Source organism: Micromonospora sp. NPDC002717, from assembly GCF_040295705.1.
Taxonomy (GTDB): domain Bacteria; phylum Actinomycetota; class Actinomycetes; order Mycobacteriales; family Micromonosporaceae; genus Micromonospora.
This window is the reverse complement of sequence record NZ_JBEOVW010000006.1, coordinates 273669-291955: the sequence shown is the minus strand read 5'-3', so window position 1 is coordinate 291955 and position 18287 is coordinate 273669. Positions and strand designations below refer to the sequence as shown.

17 protein-coding genes and 1 riboswitch are annotated in these 18287 nt (G+C 71.7%); of the genes, 8 read left to right on the top strand and 9 right to left on the bottom strand.

Annotation, left to right across the window (positions count from 1 at the left end):
• Positions 1-39 precede the first annotated feature (39 nt).
• The gene (locus tag ABT006_RS12345; RefSeq protein WP_502890918.1) at positions 40-705 is read right to left on the bottom strand and encodes a CatB-related O-acetyltransferase; all 666 of its coding nucleotides are present in this window, start codon (positions 703-705) and stop codon (positions 40-42) included.
• Positions 706-949: 244 nt separating this feature from the next.
• Here ABT006_RS12345 and ABT006_RS12340 point away from each other — a divergent pair, with 244 nt between their 5' ends.
• Both ABT006_RS12340 and ABT006_RS12335 read left to right on the top strand, forming a co-directional pair.
• A complete protein-coding gene (locus ABT006_RS12340) occupies positions 950-1729 on the top strand; it encodes an endonuclease/exonuclease/phosphatase family protein (RefSeq protein ID WP_350705615.1) in 780 nt (259 codons plus the stop codon).
• 15 nt (positions 1730-1744) lie between these two features.
• Positions 1745-1829: riboswitch (ZMP/ZTP riboswitch) on the top strand.
• Between the two features lie 14 nt (positions 1830-1843).
• Positions 1844-2710, top strand: a complete 867-nt coding sequence (locus ABT006_RS12335; RefSeq protein ID WP_350705613.1) for a bifunctional 5,10-methylenetetrahydrofolate dehydrogenase/5,10-methenyltetrahydrofolate cyclohydrolase — start codon at positions 1844-1846, stop codon at positions 2708-2710.
• 207 nt (positions 2711-2917) lie between these two features.
• Here the strand turns inward: ABT006_RS12335 and ABT006_RS12330 are convergent, their stop codons facing one another.
• Positions 2918-4351, bottom strand: coding sequence for an MFS transporter (locus ABT006_RS12330; protein ID WP_350705611.1), 1434 nt, complete (start codon positions 4349-4351; stop codon positions 2918-2920).
• Positions 4352-4523: 172 nt separating this feature from the next.
• On the opposite strand from ABT006_RS12330, the gene ABT006_RS12325 reads away from it, so the two are divergent.
• Positions 4524-5426 carry a helix-turn-helix domain-containing protein gene (locus tag ABT006_RS12325; protein WP_350705609.1) on the top strand — a complete coding sequence of 301 codons (903 nt, stop codon included), beginning with the start codon at positions 4524-4526 and terminating at the stop codon, positions 5424-5426.
• A gap of 15 nt (positions 5427-5441) precedes the next feature.
• Here the strand turns inward: ABT006_RS12325 and ABT006_RS12320 are convergent, their stop codons facing one another.
• Together ABT006_RS12320 and ABT006_RS12315 are read right to left on the bottom strand one after the other, a co-directional pair.
• Positions 5442-6455, bottom strand: a complete 1014-nt coding sequence (locus ABT006_RS12320) for a hypothetical protein (protein WP_350705607.1) — start codon at positions 6453-6455, stop codon at positions 5442-5444.
• The gene (locus ABT006_RS12315; protein ID WP_350705605.1) at positions 6452-7462 is read right to left on the bottom strand and encodes a tyrosine-type recombinase/integrase; all 1011 of its coding nucleotides are present in this window, start codon (positions 7460-7462) and stop codon (positions 6452-6454) included. The genes ABT006_RS12320 and ABT006_RS12315 overlap by 4 nt, the downstream gene beginning before the upstream one ends.
• A gap of 14 nt (positions 7463-7476) precedes the next feature.
• Here ABT006_RS12315 and ABT006_RS12310 point away from each other — a divergent pair, with 14 nt between their 5' ends.
• From ABT006_RS12310 to ABT006_RS12300, 3 genes are all read left to right on the top strand, one after another.
• The gene (locus tag ABT006_RS12310) at positions 7477-8079 is read left to right on the top strand and encodes an AAA family ATPase (protein ID WP_350705603.1); all 603 of its coding nucleotides are present in this window, start codon (positions 7477-7479) and stop codon (positions 8077-8079) included.
• 92 nt (positions 8080-8171) lie between these two features.
• On the top strand, positions 8172-8975 hold the full coding sequence (locus ABT006_RS12305) for an ArsR/SmtB family transcription factor (RefSeq protein WP_350705601.1): 804 nt from the start codon (positions 8172-8174) through the stop codon (positions 8973-8975).
• A 51-nt stretch (positions 8976-9026) separates the two neighbouring features.
• Positions 9027-9605, top strand: coding sequence for a TIGR03086 family metal-binding protein (locus ABT006_RS12300; RefSeq protein ID WP_350705599.1), 579 nt, complete (start codon positions 9027-9029; stop codon positions 9603-9605).
• Between the two features lie 591 nt (positions 9606-10196).
• On the opposite strand, the gene ABT006_RS12295 is transcribed toward ABT006_RS12300, so the two are convergent.
• Positions 10197-11153 (bottom strand): helix-turn-helix domain-containing protein, encoded by a 957-nt coding sequence (locus ABT006_RS12295; RefSeq protein WP_350705597.1) that lies wholly within the window; start codon positions 11151-11153, stop codon positions 10197-10199.
• Here ABT006_RS12295 and ABT006_RS12290 point away from each other — a divergent pair.
• Positions 11112-12320: a saccharopine dehydrogenase family protein gene (locus ABT006_RS12290; RefSeq protein WP_350705595.1), complete on the top strand. Its 1209-nt coding sequence runs from the start codon at positions 11112-11114 to the stop codon at positions 12318-12320. The two genes, ABT006_RS12295 and ABT006_RS12290, sit on opposite strands and share 42 nt — an antisense overlap.
• A gap of 126 nt (positions 12321-12446) precedes the next feature.
• On the opposite strand, the gene ABT006_RS12285 is transcribed toward ABT006_RS12290, so the two are convergent.
• The 3 genes from ABT006_RS12285 to ABT006_RS12275 all read right to left on the bottom strand — a co-directional run bounded on the left by ABT006_RS12285 (position 12447) and on the right by ABT006_RS12275 (position 16045).
• A complete protein-coding gene (locus ABT006_RS12285) occupies positions 12447-14840 on the bottom strand; it encodes an ATP-binding cassette domain-containing protein (RefSeq protein ID WP_350705593.1) in 2394 nt (797 codons plus the stop codon).
• Between the two features lie 340 nt (positions 14841-15180).
• Positions 15181-15591 (bottom strand): VOC family protein, encoded by a 411-nt coding sequence (locus ABT006_RS12280; RefSeq protein ID WP_350705591.1) that lies wholly within the window; start codon positions 15589-15591, stop codon positions 15181-15183.
• Between the two features lie 10 nt (positions 15592-15601).
• On the bottom strand, positions 15602-16045 hold the full coding sequence (locus ABT006_RS12275; protein ID WP_350705589.1) for a helix-turn-helix transcriptional regulator: 444 nt from the start codon (positions 16043-16045) through the stop codon (positions 15602-15604).
• A gap of 254 nt (positions 16046-16299) precedes the next feature.
• Here ABT006_RS12275 and ABT006_RS12270 point away from each other — a divergent pair, with 254 nt between their 5' ends.
• Entirely contained in the window at positions 16300-17133 is an 834-nt protein-coding gene (locus ABT006_RS12270; RefSeq protein ID WP_350705587.1) for an SCO4651 family lipoprotein, read from the top strand.
• Positions 17134-17259: 126 nt separating this feature from the next.
• Here ABT006_RS12270 and ABT006_RS12265 read toward each other — a convergent pair whose 3' ends face one another.
• The gene (locus ABT006_RS12265; protein ID WP_350705585.1) at positions 17260-18228 is read right to left on the bottom strand and encodes a peptidoglycan-binding protein; all 969 of its coding nucleotides are present in this window, start codon (positions 18226-18228) and stop codon (positions 17260-17262) included.
• Positions 18229-18287 lie beyond the last annotated feature (59 nt).

Sequence of the window (18287 nt, the reverse complement as noted above, 5' to 3'; positions counted from 1 at the left end):
GCAGGACGATGCGCCCGCACAGGAACTCCTGCCCGCGCGTCAACCGCGCGCAGTGTCCGGGGCGGCGACCTCCAGATCGGCGATGCTGCCCGACATGATCGTCCGTACGTGCTCGGTGATGTGCTCCACGGGCCAGTCCCACCAGGCCACCGCCAGCAGCCGGGCAACGTCCTGGTCGTTGTAGCGGGTGCGGATGAGGCGGGCCGGGTTACCGCCGACGATGCCGTAGTCGGGCACGTCGCTGGTAACCACGGCGCCCGAGCCGACGATCGCGCCGTGCCCGATCCGTACGCCGGGCATGACCGTCGTGCCGTAACCGAACCAGACATCGTTGCCGACGACGGTGTCCCCTCGGCTCGGCAGCCCGGTGAGCAGGTCGAAGTGTTCCGCCCACGAGCCGCCCATGGTCGGGAAAGGGAAGGTCGAGGGGCCGTCCATCCGGTGGTTGGCACCGTTCATGACGAACCGCACTCCCGTGCCCAGCGCGCAGAACTTGCCGATGATCAGCTTCTCCGGCCCGTAGTGGTAGAGCACGTTGCGCGTCTCGAACGCGGTCGCATCGTCCGGGTCGTCGTAGTAGGTGTACTCCCCGACCTCGATCAGCGAGGACTTCACCAGCGGCCGGAGCAACACCACCCGCGGCTGCTCAGGCATCGGATGGAGGACCGTCGGGTCGGCAGGCACAGGCACAGAAGAAACTCCCATCGGTTGCGGGCCCGTGTCCGCTCCATGATCGCGGCACCACGCCGTCCCAGGACATCGATTCACCGCCGCGGCGTGACTCATCCGCCGAAAAACTCGACCGGGCACCCCGGCCCGCACCACCGTCACCGACCCCGCCGCCGACGCAACCACACACCCACCGCACCCAACGCCACGAACAGCACCACCGAGCACCACAGCACCTTCAACACCCGGCAACCCTCCCACGGCCACGTAGGGTGCAAACGTGCGCCTGGCCACCTTCAACCTGCTGCACGGCCGGTCCCTCACCGACGGCCTCGTCGACCCCGACCGGCTCACCGCCGCCGTCACCGCCCTCGACGCCGACGTCCTCGCCCTGCAGGAAGTCGACCGCGACCAGAGCCGCAGCGGCAAACTCGACCTCACCGCCATCGCCGCCCGCGCCCTCGGCGCCGACGAACACCGCTTCGCCGCCGCCGTCGTCGGCACCCCCGGCGAACAGTTCCGCCCCCTGCGCCACGACGACGACGGACACGGCGAACCCTGCTACGGCGTCGGCCTCGTCACCCGCCACCGCGTCCGCAGCTGGCAGGTCACCCGACTGCGCCCCGCCCCCGTACGCTCACCCGTCTACGTCCCCGGGCCCGGCGGCGGACTCACCCTCCTGCACGACGAACCCCGCGTCGTCCTCGCCGCCGTCCTCGACACCCCACACGGCCACCTCACCGTCGCCGCCACCCACCTGTCCTTCGTCCCCGGCTGGAACGCCCACCAACTCCGCCAGACCGTCCGCGCCCTACGCACCCTGCCCGCGCCCCGCATCCTCCTCGGCGACCTGAACCTCCCCGCCGGCCCCGCCCGACTCCTCACCGGCTGGCGCCCCCTGGGCCGCCGCCCCACCTACCCCGCCGGGCAACCCCGCGTGCAACTCGACCACATCCTCGCCGACCGCCACGGCATCAACCGGCTCCCGCCCGTCACCGCCGTACACACCCCCCTGTCCGCCATCTCCGACCACCGCCCCCTCCTGGTCGACCTCGGCTGACCACCTGTGGCAAGCTGAACCCGACGCGACTGGCGGCCAGGGGATGGCAACAACCATCGGGGAGCTCCACGAGCAGAGGTCGACCGCCTGGGCCTCCGCTGACAGAGGAGCACCATGCCCACCGCGCGACTCCTGCCCGGCGCCCCCGTCGCCGAACGCATCCTCACCGACGTCGCCGCCGGCGTCACCGCCCTGCGCGCCGCCGGCGTCACCCCCAGCCTCGCCACCATCCTCGTCGGCGACGACGACGCCAGCGCCGGCTACATCCGCATCAAACAGCGCCAGGCCGCCGAACTCGGCTTCGACTCACCCCACGTCCACCTGCCCGCCACCGCCACCCAGGCCGACCTGCACCGCGCCATCGCCGACTTCAACACCGCACCCGACGTCCACGGCCTGCTCATCCAGCACCCCATCCCCGGCCACCTCGACTACGACCGGGCCCTGCAGACCATGGACCCCGACCTCGACGTCGACGGCATGCACCCGCTCAACATGGGACGACTCGCCCTCGGCCTGCCCGGCCCGCTGCCCTGCACCCCCGCCGGCATCGAAGCCCTGCTCGCCTTCCACGACATCCCCGTCGCCGGCCGCGACGTCGTCATCCTCGGCCGCGGCGCCACCCTCGGCCGCCCCCTCGCCCTGCTGCTCACCCAGAAACGCCACACCGCCAACGCCGCCGTCACCGTCGTCCACACCGGCGTCCCCGACTGGGCCACCCACACCCGCCGCGCCGACATCCTCATCGCCGCCGCCGGCGTCCCCGGCATCATCCAGCCCGAACACGTCCGCCCCGGCGCCACCGTCATCGGCGGCGGCGTCCGCTACGAAGGACGCCGCCTACTGCCCGACGTCGACGAGACCTGCGCCGACGTCGCCGGCGCCATCACCCCCCGCGTCGGGGGAGTAGGCCCCACCACCGTCGCCATGCTCTTCCGTAACGCCCTGGACGCCGCCCGCCGCGCCACCGGTCACCTCTGACATCGTCCGGCCCGGCGGCGAACGCCCTCGACGCCGGGCCGCCGTGACCCCGGTCCACCCCGATCACCCGCGGGCCACACCCCGGCGCCGGCACCCCGGTTCCCGGGTCAGGACGCCGGGGGAGCGGGACGCTCGCCCGGCTCCACGCGGGCCCCGCACACCAGCTCGGTGACCCCGCCGAGACCGGCGAACGCGAGCACCGGACAGTCACGCCCCCTCCCGCGCCGACGGAAGGACGAACCCGGCAAGGACCGCCGCCCCCACGCAGGCGAGGCCGTTCACCCACACCGCGACCCCGACCCCCTGCAGCACACCCGACGCACCGGCGCCGCCCCCGGCGACCGCTGTCACCACCGACGACATCACCGGCACACCGAGAGTGATCCCGACCTGCTGACTCATCGTCGCCAGCCCGGTCGCCAAACCCTGCTCCTCGGCCGGCAGCCCCGAGGTGGCCGTGACCATGAACCCGACGATCGCCACCAGATTCGCCACCCCACCGACGAACGTCGCCGCCAGCAACACCACCAGCCACACCCGGTCGGCACCCAGGAACGCCAACGGCAACGTCGCCGCGGCCTGCACCGCGAACCCCACGACGATGGCCCGCTTGCCGCCCATCCGGGCGAGCAACCGAGGCGCCACCATTCCCCCCACCACCGTCCCGACCCCCAGCACCGCGAACGACAACCCCGCCGCGAGCGGCGAATAGCCCAGCACGTCCTGCAGGTACAGGGTGAGCAGGAACACCAGCGACGTCTCCGTCGCGAACGCGAGCATCCCCGCCACGTTCCCCCAACCCACACCACGGCGGGTCAGCACACGCACCGGAACGAGCGGCTCCGCCACCCGCCGCTCCACCATCCAGAACACCGCCAGCAACACCACCGCCGCCAGCAGCGACCCCCACGCCCGCGAATCACCCCACGAACGCCGCCCGGCCTCGGTGAGCCCGTACACCAGCGCCAGAAGACCACCGGTCACCGCCACCGCACCCGGCACGTCCAGCCGCGGACGCCGCTGCGGCCGGCTCTCCGCGAGCACCGCCGGCGCAACCGACAGCACCGCCGCCGCGACCACGACGTTGATGAAGAACGTCCACCGCCAGCTCCACAGATCCGTCAGCACACCGCCGAGAACGGCCCCGGCGGTGAACCCGGCAGCCATCAACGCACCGTTGAGCCCGAGCGCCCGCTCACGCGCCGGCCCCTCCGGAAACGACGTCGTCAACAGCGACAGCGCCGCCGGAGTCACCGCCGCCGTCGCCAGACCCTGCACCACCCGCGCCGCCAACAACACCCCCGCGTCGTCCGCCAGCCCACCAACCAGCGACGACACCCCGAGCGCCGCCACCCCCACCAGGAACAGCCGACGCCGACCGAACAGGTCCGCAACCCGCCCGAACAGCAGCGTGAACCCCGCCGCGCACAACGCGAACGCCGTCACCACCCACTGCAGCGCCCCCAACGACAGACCCACGTCCCGACCGATCGCCGGCAACGCCACGTTCAGGATCGAGAAATCGACCGCCAACGTGAAACTCGCCGTCAACAACACCAGCAGCGCGAGCCGCTGACGGCCCGCCCCACCCCCCTCGACCCGCACCGCATCGACGACCGACGCCGCATCGACCCTCACCATGACCAGGCTTCCCTCTCCCGGGACGACCCCATGCCGCCCGTCACCCGGACACGCTCGCCGCCCACCCGCAAGCCAGCCAGACCCCTGACCCACGCAGCACCACGCCGCCTAGCACTCCCAGGGCCAGGCACGCCCCTGGCCGGGCCACCACACCGCCGGCAACAATGCAGGCATGAACACAGGGCGACCCTCCGGCGACCTCCCCGCATTCCTCCGGTCCCGCCGAGCCCGACTCACCCCCGAGGACGTCGGCATCACCTCCTACGGCCTCCGCCGCGTCCCCGGACTACGACGCGAAGAACTCGCCCAACTCGCCGGCATCAGCCCCACCTACTACATGCGCCTCGAGCAGGGCCAGAGCACCAACGCCTCCGACGCCGTCATCGACGCCCTCGCCCGCGCGCTGCGACTCACCGCCGACGAACGCGCCCACCTGACCGACCTCGCCCGCCCGACCCGCGCCCGCCGCCGCCGTCCACCCCGCCCCGAACACGCCCGCGGCACCACCATCCGCCTGCTCGACGCGATGCCGACCGTCCCCGCCGTCGTCATGGGACGACGCACCGAAGTACTCGCCTGGAACCGGCTCGGGCACGCCCTGCTCGCCGGCCACCTCGACCCCACCGCACCCGCCCGACCCGCCGACCGACCCAACCTCACCCGCATGCTCTTCCTCGACCCGCACACCCGCGAACTCCACCGCGACTGGCACCAGGAAGCCTGCCGCGCCGTCGCATCCCTGCGCCTGGTCGCCGGCCGCCACGTCGACGACCCCGCCCTCAACGAACTCGTCGGCGACCTCTGCGTCCACAGCGACGAGTTCGCCGCCCTCTGGGCCAGCCATCCCGTCCACGGCTGCAGCACCGGACGCAAGCACCTGCACCACCCCGTCGTCGGCGACGTCGACGTCGACTTCGAGGTCCTCCACACCGCCGACGACACCGGGCAACGCCTCATCGCCCACGTCGCTGCCGACCCCCGCTCCGCCGCCGCACTGAGCCTGCTCGCCACCATCGAGAGCGGCGACCAACCCCACCCCGGCCAGGACGACCGACACCACAGCGCCACCCGCTGACCCGCCTCGCGGCGCTCACCGGCCCACGAGCTGCTCCACCGTCGCCCACCACCCCGGCAGGAACGCCAACACGTCGTCCGCCCGCCGCCGCCGATCCGCCGCCGACGACACCCCCAGATCCGCCACCGCCGCCTCGAACGCCGGCACCAACTCCACCCCCCGCCCCGGCGCGTCCACCGCCAGCACCGCATGACACCGCGCGTACGTCGCCACGATCCAGAACATCGCCTCCCGGTGCCACCCCGCCGCCACCAACGCCGCACTGCCGTCCACCGCCACCACCCGCGCCGCCGGCGTGACGTCCGCACTGAAGAAGAACCGCGTCCGCGCCACCTCCGCCGCCACGTCGAACGTGCGCGCCAACCCCGCCAGATGCCCCGCCACACGGCCCGCCGACACCCCACCACCGTCCAAGAGGTCCAGCACCGCCCCATACCGGTCCACCAGGCCGTACGCCGCCAACACCTCCCGCGCCACCACGTACCGCCGCCGCACCGTCGGCTCCACCAACCCCGCCACCAGCGGCAACACCGCCGTCAACGACGTCGGGAACAACCACCCCGTCACCTGCTCGTGCAACGCCCCCGAGTCGTCCACGCCCCGCAACCCGGCCTCGATCCGCGCCCGCACCCCCGCACACCGCCGCCGCACCCACACCGCGTCGGCGAACCCCGCCGACACCCGCGCCCGCAACCACGCCAGCCGCCCCGTCGGATCCCACAGCACCCCGTCGCCCCGGAAACACCCCGCGAACACGAACGAGCCCAACACGTCCTCCGGCGACCCCAGGTCCTCCCACGTCACGAACGTGACCTCCAGCAGCACCCCACCCCAGCGGAACTTCCCCAACTTCTCCGCCGGCCCCGACCGCACCACCAGCACGTCCACGTCCGACCACGGCGGCACCACCTCACCCGCCGCCATCCCCAGCACCGACCCGCTGAGCACCGCGCCCTCCACACCCGGCTCCCGCGCCGCGTACGCCCGCACCCACGCCGCCGCCACCGCGCGCGCCGCATCCGCCCTCACGCCCCCGCCCCCCGCTCCGCCGGGGCCAGCGCCGCCAACGCCCGGTTGGTACGGTTGGACCGCACCGCCTCCCGCTGCTGCCCGGCCGTCACCTCGATGTAGGTCTGCGACGACGCCAGCGACGCGTGTCCCAGCAGCCGCATGATCTCCGCCGCGCTCGCCCCGTCCTCCGCCAACCGTGTCGCGAACGTGTGCCGCAACGCGTGCAACCGCGCCCCGCGCGGCACCCGGTCGGTGATGCCGGCGCGCCGGTAGCAGGACTCCACCAGATACTGCAGTCCGCCCCGGCGCAGCGGCTCACCCCGGCGGTCCACCAGCAGCGGCGTGTCCGGTCGCACCGTCCGCGACCCGAACCGGCGGGCGCGGCTGTCCAGGTAGTCCACCAGCACCCGGTCCAGCTCCGGCTCGACCGGCACCACGCGTGGCCGCCCGCCCTTGCCGGCGACGTCGACGCGCCGCTCACCCGGGCGACCCGCCAGCGAACCCACCCGCAACGCCAGCAGTTCCGACAGCCGCAGCCCCGCGCACAGCGCCAACGCCAGCACCGCCACGTCCCGCTCCGGCCACGGGTCGCGCTGCCGGCCCTCCTGCCGCGCCACCGAGGCCAGCAGTTGTTCCGGGGTGTCCGCCCCGCGCAGGGGCTTGGGCTGGGGGAGCGGCGCGCGGGGCCGCCCGACCGCCGGCATCGGGTTGCCGGCGACGACGCCGTCGGCAACCAGGAAGGAGAAGAAGCTGTTCCAGGTGGACCAGGCCCGGTGCACCGAGGCGACCGCCCGGGGAGCGGCGAAGCGGGCGAAGGCCGCCCGCATGACCCGGGGCGTGAGGGCGGTCAGCGGCAACTCGTCGAGGGGGAGGGGAGGGGCGGTCTCCTCGGCCGCCAACGCGGCGACGGTGCGCAGGTCCCGCCGGTACGCCTCCAGGGTGTGGGGGGAGGGCTTGCGGGTGGCGCGGGCGGTCAGGAACTCCTCGATCAATCGCAGTACCGATTCGTCCTGTTTATCATGCATAAGGATTATTATGCATGAATTTCGTGTTCGCCGGCAACGGCGGGGAAGAGGGGGAGAGCGTGCAACGATACGTGCTCACCGGCGCGCCCGGGGCGGGGAAGACGACACTCGCCGACGCGCTACGGCGTCGCGGGTGGAGCGTCGTCGCCGAGGCGGCCACCGACGTCATCGCCGCGGGGCAGGCGCGCGGCGATGACGAACCGTGGCGCGGGGCGGGTTTCGTCGACGCCGTGGCGCGGCTGCAGCGCGAACGGCGGGAGGCAGCCGGGTCCCCGGTGCAGGTCCACGACAGGTCTCCGCTGTGCACCCTGGCGCTCGCCCGGTACCTGGGCCGCCCCGTCGGGCCGACGCTCGCCGCCGAGGTGGAGCGGGTGCTGCGGGAGGGGGCCTACCAGCGTCCGGTGTTCCTCGTCGAGCCGCTCGGCTTCGTGACCCGCACCGCCGCCCGCCGGATCGACTACGCCGAGTCGCTGGCGTTCGCCCGCGTCCACGAGCAGGTCTACCGGGAGCACGGCCACGAACTCGTCGCCGTCCCGCCAGCGCCCGTGGCGGAGCGGGTCGCGCTGGTGGAGGCGCACCTGCGGCGGCTCGTCGGTCTCCCGCCGGGTCCCGAGTGACCGGGGACCGGGCTCTCCGCGCGGCGCGCTCGCCACGCCAATCGGTGGGGAGGGGGTGGATTACGCAGGCAGATACCTGCATAATCGGCGAGGTGAACGCAGAGGCGGGAGAGATGGACCCGGTCTTCAAGGCACTGGCCGACCCCACCCGACGGCTCCTGCTCGACCGCCTGCGGGAGCACAACGGACAGACGCTGCGGGAGCTCTGCGAGCGCCTCGACATGGCGCGCCAGTCGGCGACCCAGCACCTCGACGTCCTCGTCCGGGCCAATCTCGTCACCGTCGTACGACGCGGACGCGAACGGCTGCACTACCTGAACCCGACGCCGATCCACGAGATCGAGGAGCGTTGGATCTCGGGCTTCGAAAGGCGCCGCCTGCAAACCATCAGTGCCATCAGGAACCAGGCAGAGGAGCACGCCATGACCGCACCCACGGCCCCGCCGACCTACGTCTACGTCACGTACATCCGCGCCAGCGCCGAACAGGTGTGGCAGGCCCTGACGGACGCGGACCTGACGGCCGCCTACTGGGGACACGCCAACGTCTCCGACTGGCAGCCGGGGTCCACCTGGGAGCACCGGCGCGTCGACGGGTCAGGCGACGTCGACGTCGTCGGGCGAGTCGTCGAGGCCGACGCGCCGACGCGCCTGGTGATCACCTTCGCGGCGCCCGGCGACGAACCGCCCGGAGGCCCGTCGGTCGTCACGTTCCTCGTCGAACCGCACCACGACATCGTCCGCCTCACCGTGACCCACGAGAACCTCACCGACCAGGCGATGCACACCGGGATCTCGCAGGGGTGGCCCGCCGTGCTCGCGAACCTCAAGTCGCTGCTCGAAACCGGAGAGGTCCTTTCTCCGGCACCCTGGGAGATGTCCCCGACGAACGCCTGAGACCGCCCCGCGCCACGCCACCCTCGCCACCCGTTGCCGAAGGAGACCCTCGTGACCGCATCACCCCCGACCCGGCTCGCCGACAGTGTCGCGCTGTTCCAGCGGTCCGCCGACTACGCGCTCGGAGCCCTGTCGGCCGTCGGCGACGCCGACCTCGACCGGCCGACCCCGTGCGCCGGCTGGGACCTGCGGACGTTGGTGCTGCATCTCGCCGACGCCGCTGACGCCCTCACCGGTTTCGCCGCCACGGGAGAACTGATCCTTCCGGCGTCACCCCGGGCGGGCGGGGCTGACCCTGTGGCCGTCGCGCGGGAGCGCATTCAGCGCCTGCTCGACGCCGTGCGTACGGCGGTGCACGGCGACGCGCACCCCGACCGGGCCGCGTGGGCGGGCGGTGCCGCGCGCGGCGGCGCGATCGAGTTCGCGGCGCACGGGTGGGACATCGCCACCGCCTGCGGCGTGGAGCGTGAGATCCCCGCCGGGCTGGCCACCGAGCTGCTCGCGTTGTCCGCGGCACTGGTCGGCGAGCAGGCCCGCCAGTCCCGGTTCGGCCCGCCCGTGCCGGTCTCGTCCGGCGCGGCCCCGGGCGACCGCCTCGTCGCCTTCCTCGGTCGGCATCCTGCCGCGTGAGGTTGCCACCCGGCGCCATGAGGGCCGCAGCGGCGCCGGGGAGGGCCGACATGCGGTCTACTTGACATAATGTACATTATCGAATCAGGGCGGACCGGCGAGTGACCTCGTCGTTCTCGGTAAGTTGGGCGTGGTCAGCAGGCCGCCAAGGCGCTGCGCCGCCTGGCGGTCCTGCGTCATGCCGAGGAGGTTGCGGGCGACGTCGCGTGCGGTGCTACGGCATCAGCCGGCAGACGTTCCACATGTGGCCACACCGCTTCAGGGTGAAGGCGTCACCGGCCTGCGCGACCGCTCGAGCGGTCCGCGTCACTGCCCGAACGCCGCACGCCGGCCCAACTCCCGGTCTGCAACACCCTCGTGCGGCTGGGGCCTGGACCGGGCTTCCGATGCCGCGAAGAGTGGATCGATGTGCAGGCGGGGTGCCGCTCCCCCGGGTCCCAGGCTCCCGCATGGTCGGCTTCGCGTCGTCGTCGCATCGCTGACCGGACAATCAGGGTAAATGGGACCGATCAGAGTCCCGCCGCCCGACGATCGAGCAGTTGGGGCGGCCCGCTACACCGCAGGGCTGTCAGGCCGCCGACCGGATGGCGATCACGATTCTGATGAGTTCCAGGCGCTGCGGAAGGTGCGACGGTAGGCGTCCGGAGGTACGCCGACGGTGCGGTTGAAGTGTCGGCGTAGCGTCGTGGCGGTTCCCATGCCAGCCGCCTGGGCGATGGCGTCGATGCTGTTGTCGGTGTTCTCCAGCAGTTCCTGGGCCCGACGGATCCGCTGCGTCGACAGCCACTGCAGCGGGGTGGTGCCTGTTGCCGACTTGAAGTGGCGGGCCAGGTTGCGCGAGCTCATGTTCGCCTGGCGGGCCAGGTCCTCCACGGTCAGCGGATGGTTCAGCCGTTCCATCACCCAGGGGAACAGGTCGGCGAGGGGGTGGTCGTCGCGGGCGGGCACCGGGGTGGTGACGAACTGGGCCTGGCCTCCGGCGCGATGCGGCGGCACCACCAGGCGGCGGGCGACGGCGTTGGCGACCGTCGCGCCGTGGTCGCGACGGATCAGGTGCAGGCACAGGTCGATCGCGGCGGCTTTGCCGGCGGAGGCGAGCACGTTGCCGTTGTCGACGTAGAGCACGTCCGGGTCGACCTGCACCCGGGGGTAGCGGGCGGCCAGCGCCTCGGTGTGGGCCCAGTGGGTGGTTGCGCGCAGCCCGTCCAGCACCCCGGCGGCGGCCAGCACGAACGCTCCGGTGCACAGCGAGACCATCCGGGCGCCCGCCTCGTGGGCCGCGCGGACGGCGTCGAGCAGGTCGGGTGGCACGTCCGCGTCGATGTCCTCCACGCCAGGGATGATCACGGTGTCGGCGCGGGCGAGTCGGTCCAAGCCGTCGTCGGGTTCCATGCGGAATCTGCCGATCCCGACCGGGCCCGGGCCGCAGACCACGAGGTCGTACCAGGGGTCTGCCAGGCCGGAGGGGTCGCGGACGAAGATTTCGCAGGCCATGGCGAGTTCGAAGTGCAGCATCGCGTCGGTGGCGGCGAGCGCGACAGTGGCCATGTCCGAAATTGTATGGGGCATGGCGTTGCGGACACTGGTCCCGGGCCGGCCGCTGCCGAGAGGATCTTCTCAGTCGATCTTTCGCGGAGCATGGAGGAGCTGCAGATGGGTTCGGGTCAGACCGTGGCGGTGTTCGGTGCGTACGGACACACCGGGCGGTTCGTGGTGACGGAGTTGCGTGATCGCGGGCTCGTCCCGCTTCTCGTCGGTCGTGACGTGGGCCGGCTCCAGGTGCTGGCGGCGTCGCATCCGGGGCTCGAATTCCGGGTGGCGTCGGTCGACGATCCGGTCTCGCTCGACCAGGCGTTGAAGGGCGCGGTCGCGGTCGTCAACTGTGCCGGTCCGTTCGCCTCGACGGCGGCGCCCGTGATCGAGGCCGCCCTGCGCACCGGGGTTCCGTACGTGGACGTGGCGGCTGAGATCGAGGCCAACCTCGACACGTTCACGCACTTCACGGACCGTGCTCGGGCCGCGGGCGTCGCGGTGGTCCCGGCGATGGCGTTCTTCGGCGGACTCGGTGATCTGCTGGTCACGACGGCGATGGGTGATTGGACGGCGGCCGACGAGGCGCACGTGGCGTACGGACTGAGTAGTTGGCACCCCACCGCCGGGACCCTCGCCTCCGGCACCGTTTCCCGGGAACGGCGCGATGGCCGACGTGTCCGCTACACCGGTGGCCGGCTGGAGTATTACGTCGACGAGTGCGACCTGCCGACCGTGGAATGGGACTTTCCCGCTCCGATGGGCCGCCGGAGCGTCCTCGGCGGGTTCACGATGGCTGACGTCGTCACGGTCCCCAGCCACCTGTCCATCCCCGAGGTGCGCACGTACATGACCACCGACGCGGCCAAGGGCCTTGCCGCTGCGGACGCGCCCGCACCGGCTGCGGTCGACGAGTTCGGCCGGTCCGCGCAGACGTTCACCGTCGACGTCGTCGTGCGTGCCGGCGACACGCAGCGACGCGTCGTCGCCAGTGGCCAGGACATCTACGCCATCAGCGCGCCGCTGGCGGTCGAAGCGGTCCATCGCGTTCTCGCCGGTCGGACGAGGACGAGCGGCGTGGCCTCCGCCGGCGAGATCTTCGACGCGCCCGACTTCCTCCGTGCGCTGTCCGCGCACATCACGCTCGAACCGTGCCGCGAGTCTCGCGCGTCGCGGTTCGTCTGATCGCCCAGCCGCAGGTGACGGCCCGGATGGTTCCCGCTGTCGGGCTGCCGCACCCTCGGGAGCTACAGGGGTCGAGCCAGCACGGGTCAGGGGCGGTTCAGGTGGCCCAGGGCGCACGGGCCTCGGTCAGCTGCCGACGTAGGCCGCCAGGTGCTCGCCGGTGAGCGTGGTGCGGGCGGCGACGAGGTCGGCGGGTGTGCCCTCGAAGACGATCCGGCCGCCGTCGTGGCCGGCGCCGGGACCGAGGTCGATGATCCAGTCGGCGTGTGCCATGACCGCTTGGTGGTGCTCGATGACGATGACCGACTTGCCGGATTCGACGAGCCGGTCGAGCAGGCCGAGCAGATGCTCGACGTCGGCGAGGTGCAGACCGGTGGTCGGCTCGTCGAGGACGTAGACGCCGCCCTTCTCGGCCATGTGCGTGGCCAGCTTGAGCCGCTGCCGCTCCCCGCCGGACAGCGTGGTGAGCGGCTGGCCGAGGCTGAGGTAGCCGAGCCCGACGTCGGCGAGCCGGCCGAGGATGGTGCGCGCGGCCGGCGTGCGTGCCTCGCCGGTGCCGAAGAACTCCTCGGCCTCGGTCACCGACATCGCGAGCACCTCGCTGATGTCGCGGCCGCCGAGGTGGTACTCCAGCACCGATGCCTGGAACCGCTTTCCCCCGCATTCCTCGCAGGTGGTGGCGACGCCGGCCATCATCCCGAGGTCGGTGTAGATGACGCCGGCGCCGTTGCAGGCGGGGCACGCGCCCTCGGAGTTGGCGCTGAACAGCGCCGGCTTCACGCCGTTGGCCTTCGCGAACGCCTTGCGGATCGGGTCGAGCAGGCCGGTGTACGTCGCCGGGTTGCTGCGTCGTGAGCCCCGGATGGCGCCCTGGTCGATCACCACCACGCCGTCGTGGCCGGCGACGGAGCCGTGGATCAGCGAGCTCTTGCCGGAGCCGGCCACGCCCGTGAGCACGCAGAGCACCCCGAGCGGGATGTCGACGTCCACGTTCTGGAGGTTGTGCGTCGACGCGCCGCGGATTTCCAGGGTGCCGGAGGACGAGCGCACCGACTTCTTGAGGGTGGCCCGGTCGTCGAGGTGCCGCCCGGTGAGTGTGTCGCTGGCCCGCAGCCCTTCGACGGTGCCCTCGAACACCACCTCGCCGCCCTCGGTGCCGGCGCGCGGGCCCAGGTCGACGACGTGGTCGGCGATCTCGATCGTTTCCGGCTTGTGTTCCACGACGAGCACGGTGTTGCCCTTGTCCCGTAGCCGCAGCAGCAGGTCGTTCATCCGCTGGATGTCATGGGGGTGCAGACCGATCGTCGGCTCGTCGAAGACGTAGGTGACGTCGGTGAGCGACGAGCCGAGGTGCCGGATCATCTTGGTGCGCTGTGCCTCTCCCCCGGACAGGGTGCCGGCTGGCCGGTCGAGGGAGAGGTATCCCAGCCCGATCTCCGTGAACGAGTCGAGGAGGTGTTGCAGCCCGGTGAGCAGCGGGAGCACGGACGGCTCGTCGAGGTCCCGGATCCAGTCGGCCAGGTCGCTGATCTGCATCGCGCAGAGGTCGGCGATGTTCTTCCCCTTGATCTTCGACGACTGTGCTTCCTTGCTGAGCCGGGTGCCGTGGCACTCGGGGCAGGTCGTGAACGTCACCGCCCGCTCCACGAAGGCGCGGACGTGCGGCTGTAGCGCGTCGACGTCCTTGGACAGGTAGGACTTCTGGACCTGCGGGATCAGCCCCAGGTACGTCAGGTTGATCCCGTCGACCTTGATCTTGGTGGGTTCCTTGTGAAGGAGGTCGTCCAGTTCCTTCTTCGTGTACTTGCGGATCGGCTTGTCGGGGTCGAACAGGCCGCCGTTGCGGAAGATGCGGCCGTACCAGCCGTCCATGTTGTAGCCCGGTACGGTGATCGCGCCCTCGTTGAGCGACTTGCTGTCGTCGTACAGCTGGGTCACGTCGATGTCGTTGATCGAGCCCATGCCCTCGCAGCGTGGGCACATGCCGCCGAGGCGGGTGAAGGTGGCCTTCTCGGTCTTCGTCCTGCCGGCGCCGCGCTCGACGGTGATGGCGCCGCTGGCCTTCACCGAGGGGACGTTGAACGAGTACGCGTTGGGCGGGCCGATGTGTGGCTGCGCGAGCCGGCTGAACAGGATGCGCAGCATCGCGTTCGCGTCGGTGGCGGTGCCGACGGTGGAGCGCGGGTTGGACCCCATCCGTTCCTGGTCGACGATGATCGCGGTCGTCAGCCCCTGAAGCCGGTCGACCTCCGGCCGCGCCAGTGTCGGCATGAAGCCCTGCACGAAGGCGCTGTAGGTCTCGTTGATCAGCCGCTGCGACTCCGCGGCGATCGTGCCGAACACCAGCGAGCTCTTGCCCGAGCCGGAGACGCCGGTGAACACGGTCAGCCGGCGCTTGGGGATCTCGACGCTGACGTCCTTGAGGTTGTTCACTCGCGCGCCGTGCACGCGGATCAGGTCGTGGCTGTCGGCAACGTGCGGCGCGGGCGACAGCATGTCGGTCCTCGGGGCCATGCTCATCGTGCCTCCATCATCGTGCGGAGCCGCCTTGGCGGTCTCCCTCGGCGTCGCCTGGCTCGATCTGACCGGCCCGAGCAGTATGCCTGGTTCTGGGTGTCGGTGCGGTCACGGCGACGGTCGCCGCTGTCTGCCGGATCGGCGGTGTCGGCCTGGGTCCGACGTCAGCCGGCCGGGGCGTGCTCTTCGCGACACCACCGTATCCAGGCCGGTTCTGGGCCGGGGTGTCCCTGTGGCCTCGGCCACGCTGCGCGCCCGGCCTGGGCGTCAGACCAACCAGTGGCTGTCGCGCATCAGCTCGCGGCGCCGTCTGTCTGGGGCATGGCTGCGGTCGCCGGGCGGCTCAGCGCAGCTCCTGGATGCGGATCATGTTGCCCGCGGGGTCGCGGAACGCGCAGTCGCGGACGCCGTACGGCTGCTCGGTCGGCTCCTGGACCACCTCGGCGCCGCTGCCCTCCAGCTTCGTGAAGGTGCCGTCGAGGTCGGGGGTGGCCAGGTTGACGCCGAAGTAGCTGCCCTTGGCCATCAGCTCGAGGATGGTGCGGCGTTCGTCGTCGGTGATGCCGGGGTTGGCGGTCGGCGGGTGCAGGACGATGGACGTGTCGGGCTGGTCGGCGGGGCCGACCGTGATCCAGCGCATCCCCCCGTAGCCGACGTCGTTGCGGACCTCGAAGCCGAGGATGTCGCGGTAGAAGGCCAGGGAGGCGTCCGGGTCGGTGTGCGGGAGGAAGCTCGAGTGAATGGTGAGGTTCATGGCAGTCACGCTAGTTGCGGCTGGGGGCGGGGGCTTCTCGATTCCTGATCGGTCTGGTCACCTGTTTCGCGATGCACGGCGGCATCTCCGCCGTCGGGGGTTTTGCCCGGGCCCGGTAGGCGCTGGGCGGCACGCCGACCAACTCGGTGAAGCGGGTGCTGAAGGTGCCCAGTGAGGAGCAGCCGACCGCGAAACAGACTTCGGTGACGCTGAGGTCGCCGCGACGCAGCAGCGCCATGGCGCGTTCGATGCGCCGCGTCATGAGATAGGCGTACGGCGACTCGCCGTAGGCGAGCCGGAACTGGCGGCTGAGGTGTCCGGCCGACATGTGCACGCCGCGGGCGAGCGCCTCGACGTCCAGCGGCTGCGCGTACTCCCGGTCGATCCGGTCGCGGACGCGGCGCAGCCGCGCGAGGTCGCGCAGGCGCTGCTCCAGGTCCGGTCTGCTGGTCACCTGCGGATCGTACGTCGCGGTCGACACCAGGTCGCTGGTCGGCGCGGCCCGGTGTCGGGCCGTGGCGCCCGGGGGCGACGGCCGACGCCACGGGTGGGCGGTATGTGCCGATTGTGGCTGCCGCTCCCGTGCCGGCGGGTCGCTTCGCACCAAAGTTTCGGCGGGGATGCGCCTCGATGTTGACCGCTTGGGATAGCGTGGCGTCGCTCTATCTGGAGAGATCTTCAGAGTCCTTCGGGGAAAGAAGCTGTCACGTGTCACTTTGGAAGAAGACCACTGTTCTGGCGGTCTCCGCGCTCACGGCACTCGCGATGACTGCCTGCGGCGCGAAGCCCGGCTCGGACGCGCCGAAGCAGCCCAGCGTGCTGGAGCTGCTCGCCAGTGATCTCAAGGGTTCGTTGCAGAAGACGATCGACGCCACCGACAAGAGCGACTCGGTGACCGTGACGATGCAGGGCACGGCGGGCGGCGAGAAGGTCTCGGTGCAGGGCGTGGTCGATCTGGGCGACCCGGTCAAGGCCGAGATGACGATGGCGGGTCCGGATGGCACCCCGACCACCGTCCGGATGATCGGCAGCGTGGTCTACGTCGAGATCCCGGCGAAGGACCGCGCGAGCATCGGCGGGAAGCGCTGGATGAAGCTGGACCTGACCGCGGCCGCCGAGCAGGCGGGGATGGACTTCACCAAGCAGTTCGAGGACGTCGACCCGACCAAGCAGGTGAAGACGCTGCTCGCCCTCGAGGGTGTCACGGTCGTCGGCGAGGAGACGGTGAACGGGGCGCGCACGGTGCACTACACCGTCACTGCTCCGGTGGCGACCTACCTCGGGCAGCTCGACGCCGAGTTGCGGAAGGGCGTCGAGCAGCAGTACGCCAAGCAGGGCGTCAAGGAGCTCACGATCGACCTCTGGGTCGACGAGCAGTACCGGCCGCGCCGGGCGGGCTTGGACATGGGCAAGATGGGCGACATGACGGTCGACTACACCGACTACGGCAAGGCGGTGAACGTCGAGACGCCCGCCGCCGCGGAGACCGCCGACTTCGCCGAGATGCTGGAGGGCCTGAAGGGCGCGTCCACCGGCAACTGACCAGAGCCAATTTTCGCTGCCCGGCCGGTGATCTCTCCGGCCGGGCAGCGCCGTTTCACGAGGACGTCGTGCAGCCGCAGGCGCGACCAGAAGGCGGGCTGACACGGCGGTTGCCGGTGCCCGGGGTCAGATGAGCACGCTCCACGTGACGGGGCCGACGATGCCGTCGGCGACGAGGCCGTTGCGGCTCTGGAAGTCGCGTACGGCGTTGGCGGTGACCGAGCCGAAGGAGCCGTCGACGAGGAGGTTGGCGCCGCGGGCGTTGAGGGCGGTCTGGAGGCCGCGGACGAGGTCGCCGGAGTTGCCTTCCCGCAGGGGCAGGATGAGGGCGGTCCAGGTGATCGGGCCGACGAGGCCGTCGGCGTAGAGGCCGCGGCTGGTCTGGAACGACTTGACGGCGGAGGTGCAGGCCGGTCCGAAGACGCCGTCGACGACGACGGAGATGCCGCGGGCCCGCAGGAGGTACTGGATGGTGCGGGGCACCCATCCGGAGGCGCCCTGGCTGACGCTCGGGTAGCCGGTGCTGCCGACGGGGGCCGTCGCGCCGAGGGTGATGCCGCGGTTGGCGAGGAAGATCCGGGGGTCGGTGGAGGTCAGCCGGGGGCGGTGGATCTCGAAGTGCAGGTGCGGGCCGCTGGAGTTGCCGGTGTTGCCCATGAGGCCGATCAGTTGTCCGCAGCTGACCCGCTGGCCGACGCTGACCAGGACGCGGTGGAGGTGGCCGTAGTAGGAGAAGTAGCTGTCGGCGTGGTTGAGGTGCACGCTGTTGCCGGTGCGTCCGGGCAGGGGCCCGCTGGTGGTGTCGCCCGGGTACGAGTTGGTCTTGATGTCGCGGACCGTGCCGTCGGCGGTGGCGTAGACGGGGGTGCCCTGGCTGTTGGCGACGTCCCAGCCGGTGTGGGTGGGGCGGCTGGGGGTCTTGTAGCCGGAGGTCAGGGTGCCGAGGGTGGGGTTGCTCCAGCCGGCGGCCGCCGCCATGGCGGGGCTCGGCATGCCCACGACGCCGATGCCGACGCCGGCGCCCAGTGCGGTGAGGAGGGTGCGGCGCCGGGCGGGCGTGTCGAGCAGGCGGCGTGTTTCCAGGTCGTCGCTCATCGGGTCTCCCCTGTTCGGGCCCGTGGTGTCCGGGCACCCGGTCGAGTGATGGGCGTCGA

Bases quoted from the DNA above. Each gene is read 5' to 3' on its own strand.
- ABT006_RS12280 (WP_350705591.1), bottom strand. From the start codon at position 15,591: ATGAACCTCACCATTCACTCGAGCTTCCTCCCGCACACCGACCCGGAC.
- ABT006_RS12285 (WP_350705593.1), bottom strand. From the start codon at position 14,840: ATGAGCATGGCCCCGAGGACCGACATGCTGTCGCCCGCGCCGCACGTT.
- ABT006_RS12330 (WP_350705611.1), bottom strand. From the start codon at position 4,351: ATGGTGAGGGTCGATGCGGCGTCGGTCGTCGATGCGGTGCGGGTCGAG.
- ABT006_RS12315 (WP_350705605.1), bottom strand. From the start codon at position 7,462: ATGCATGATAAACAGGACGAATCGGTACTGCGATTGATCGAGGAGTTC.
- ABT006_RS12265 (WP_350705585.1), bottom strand. From the start codon at position 18,228: ATGAGCGACGACCTGGAAACACGCCGCCTGCTCGACACGCCCGCCCGG.
- ABT006_RS12335 (WP_350705613.1), top strand. From the start codon at position 1,844: ATGCCCACCGCGCGACTCCTGCCCGGCGCCCCCGTCGCCGAACGCATC.
- ABT006_RS12345 (WP_502890918.1), bottom strand. From the start codon at position 705: ATGGGAGTTTCTTCTGTGCCTGTGCCTGCCGACCCGACGGTCCTCCAT.
- ABT006_RS12310 (WP_350705603.1), top strand. From the start codon at position 7,477: ATGAATTTCGTGTTCGCCGGCAACGGCGGGGAAGAGGGGGAGAGCGTG.
- ABT006_RS12325 (WP_350705609.1), top strand. From the start codon at position 4,524: ATGAACACAGGGCGACCCTCCGGCGACCTCCCCGCATTCCTCCGGTCC.
- ABT006_RS12295 (WP_350705597.1), bottom strand. From the start codon at position 11,153: ATGGCCACTGTCGCGCTCGCCGCCACCGACGCGATGCTGCACTTCGAA.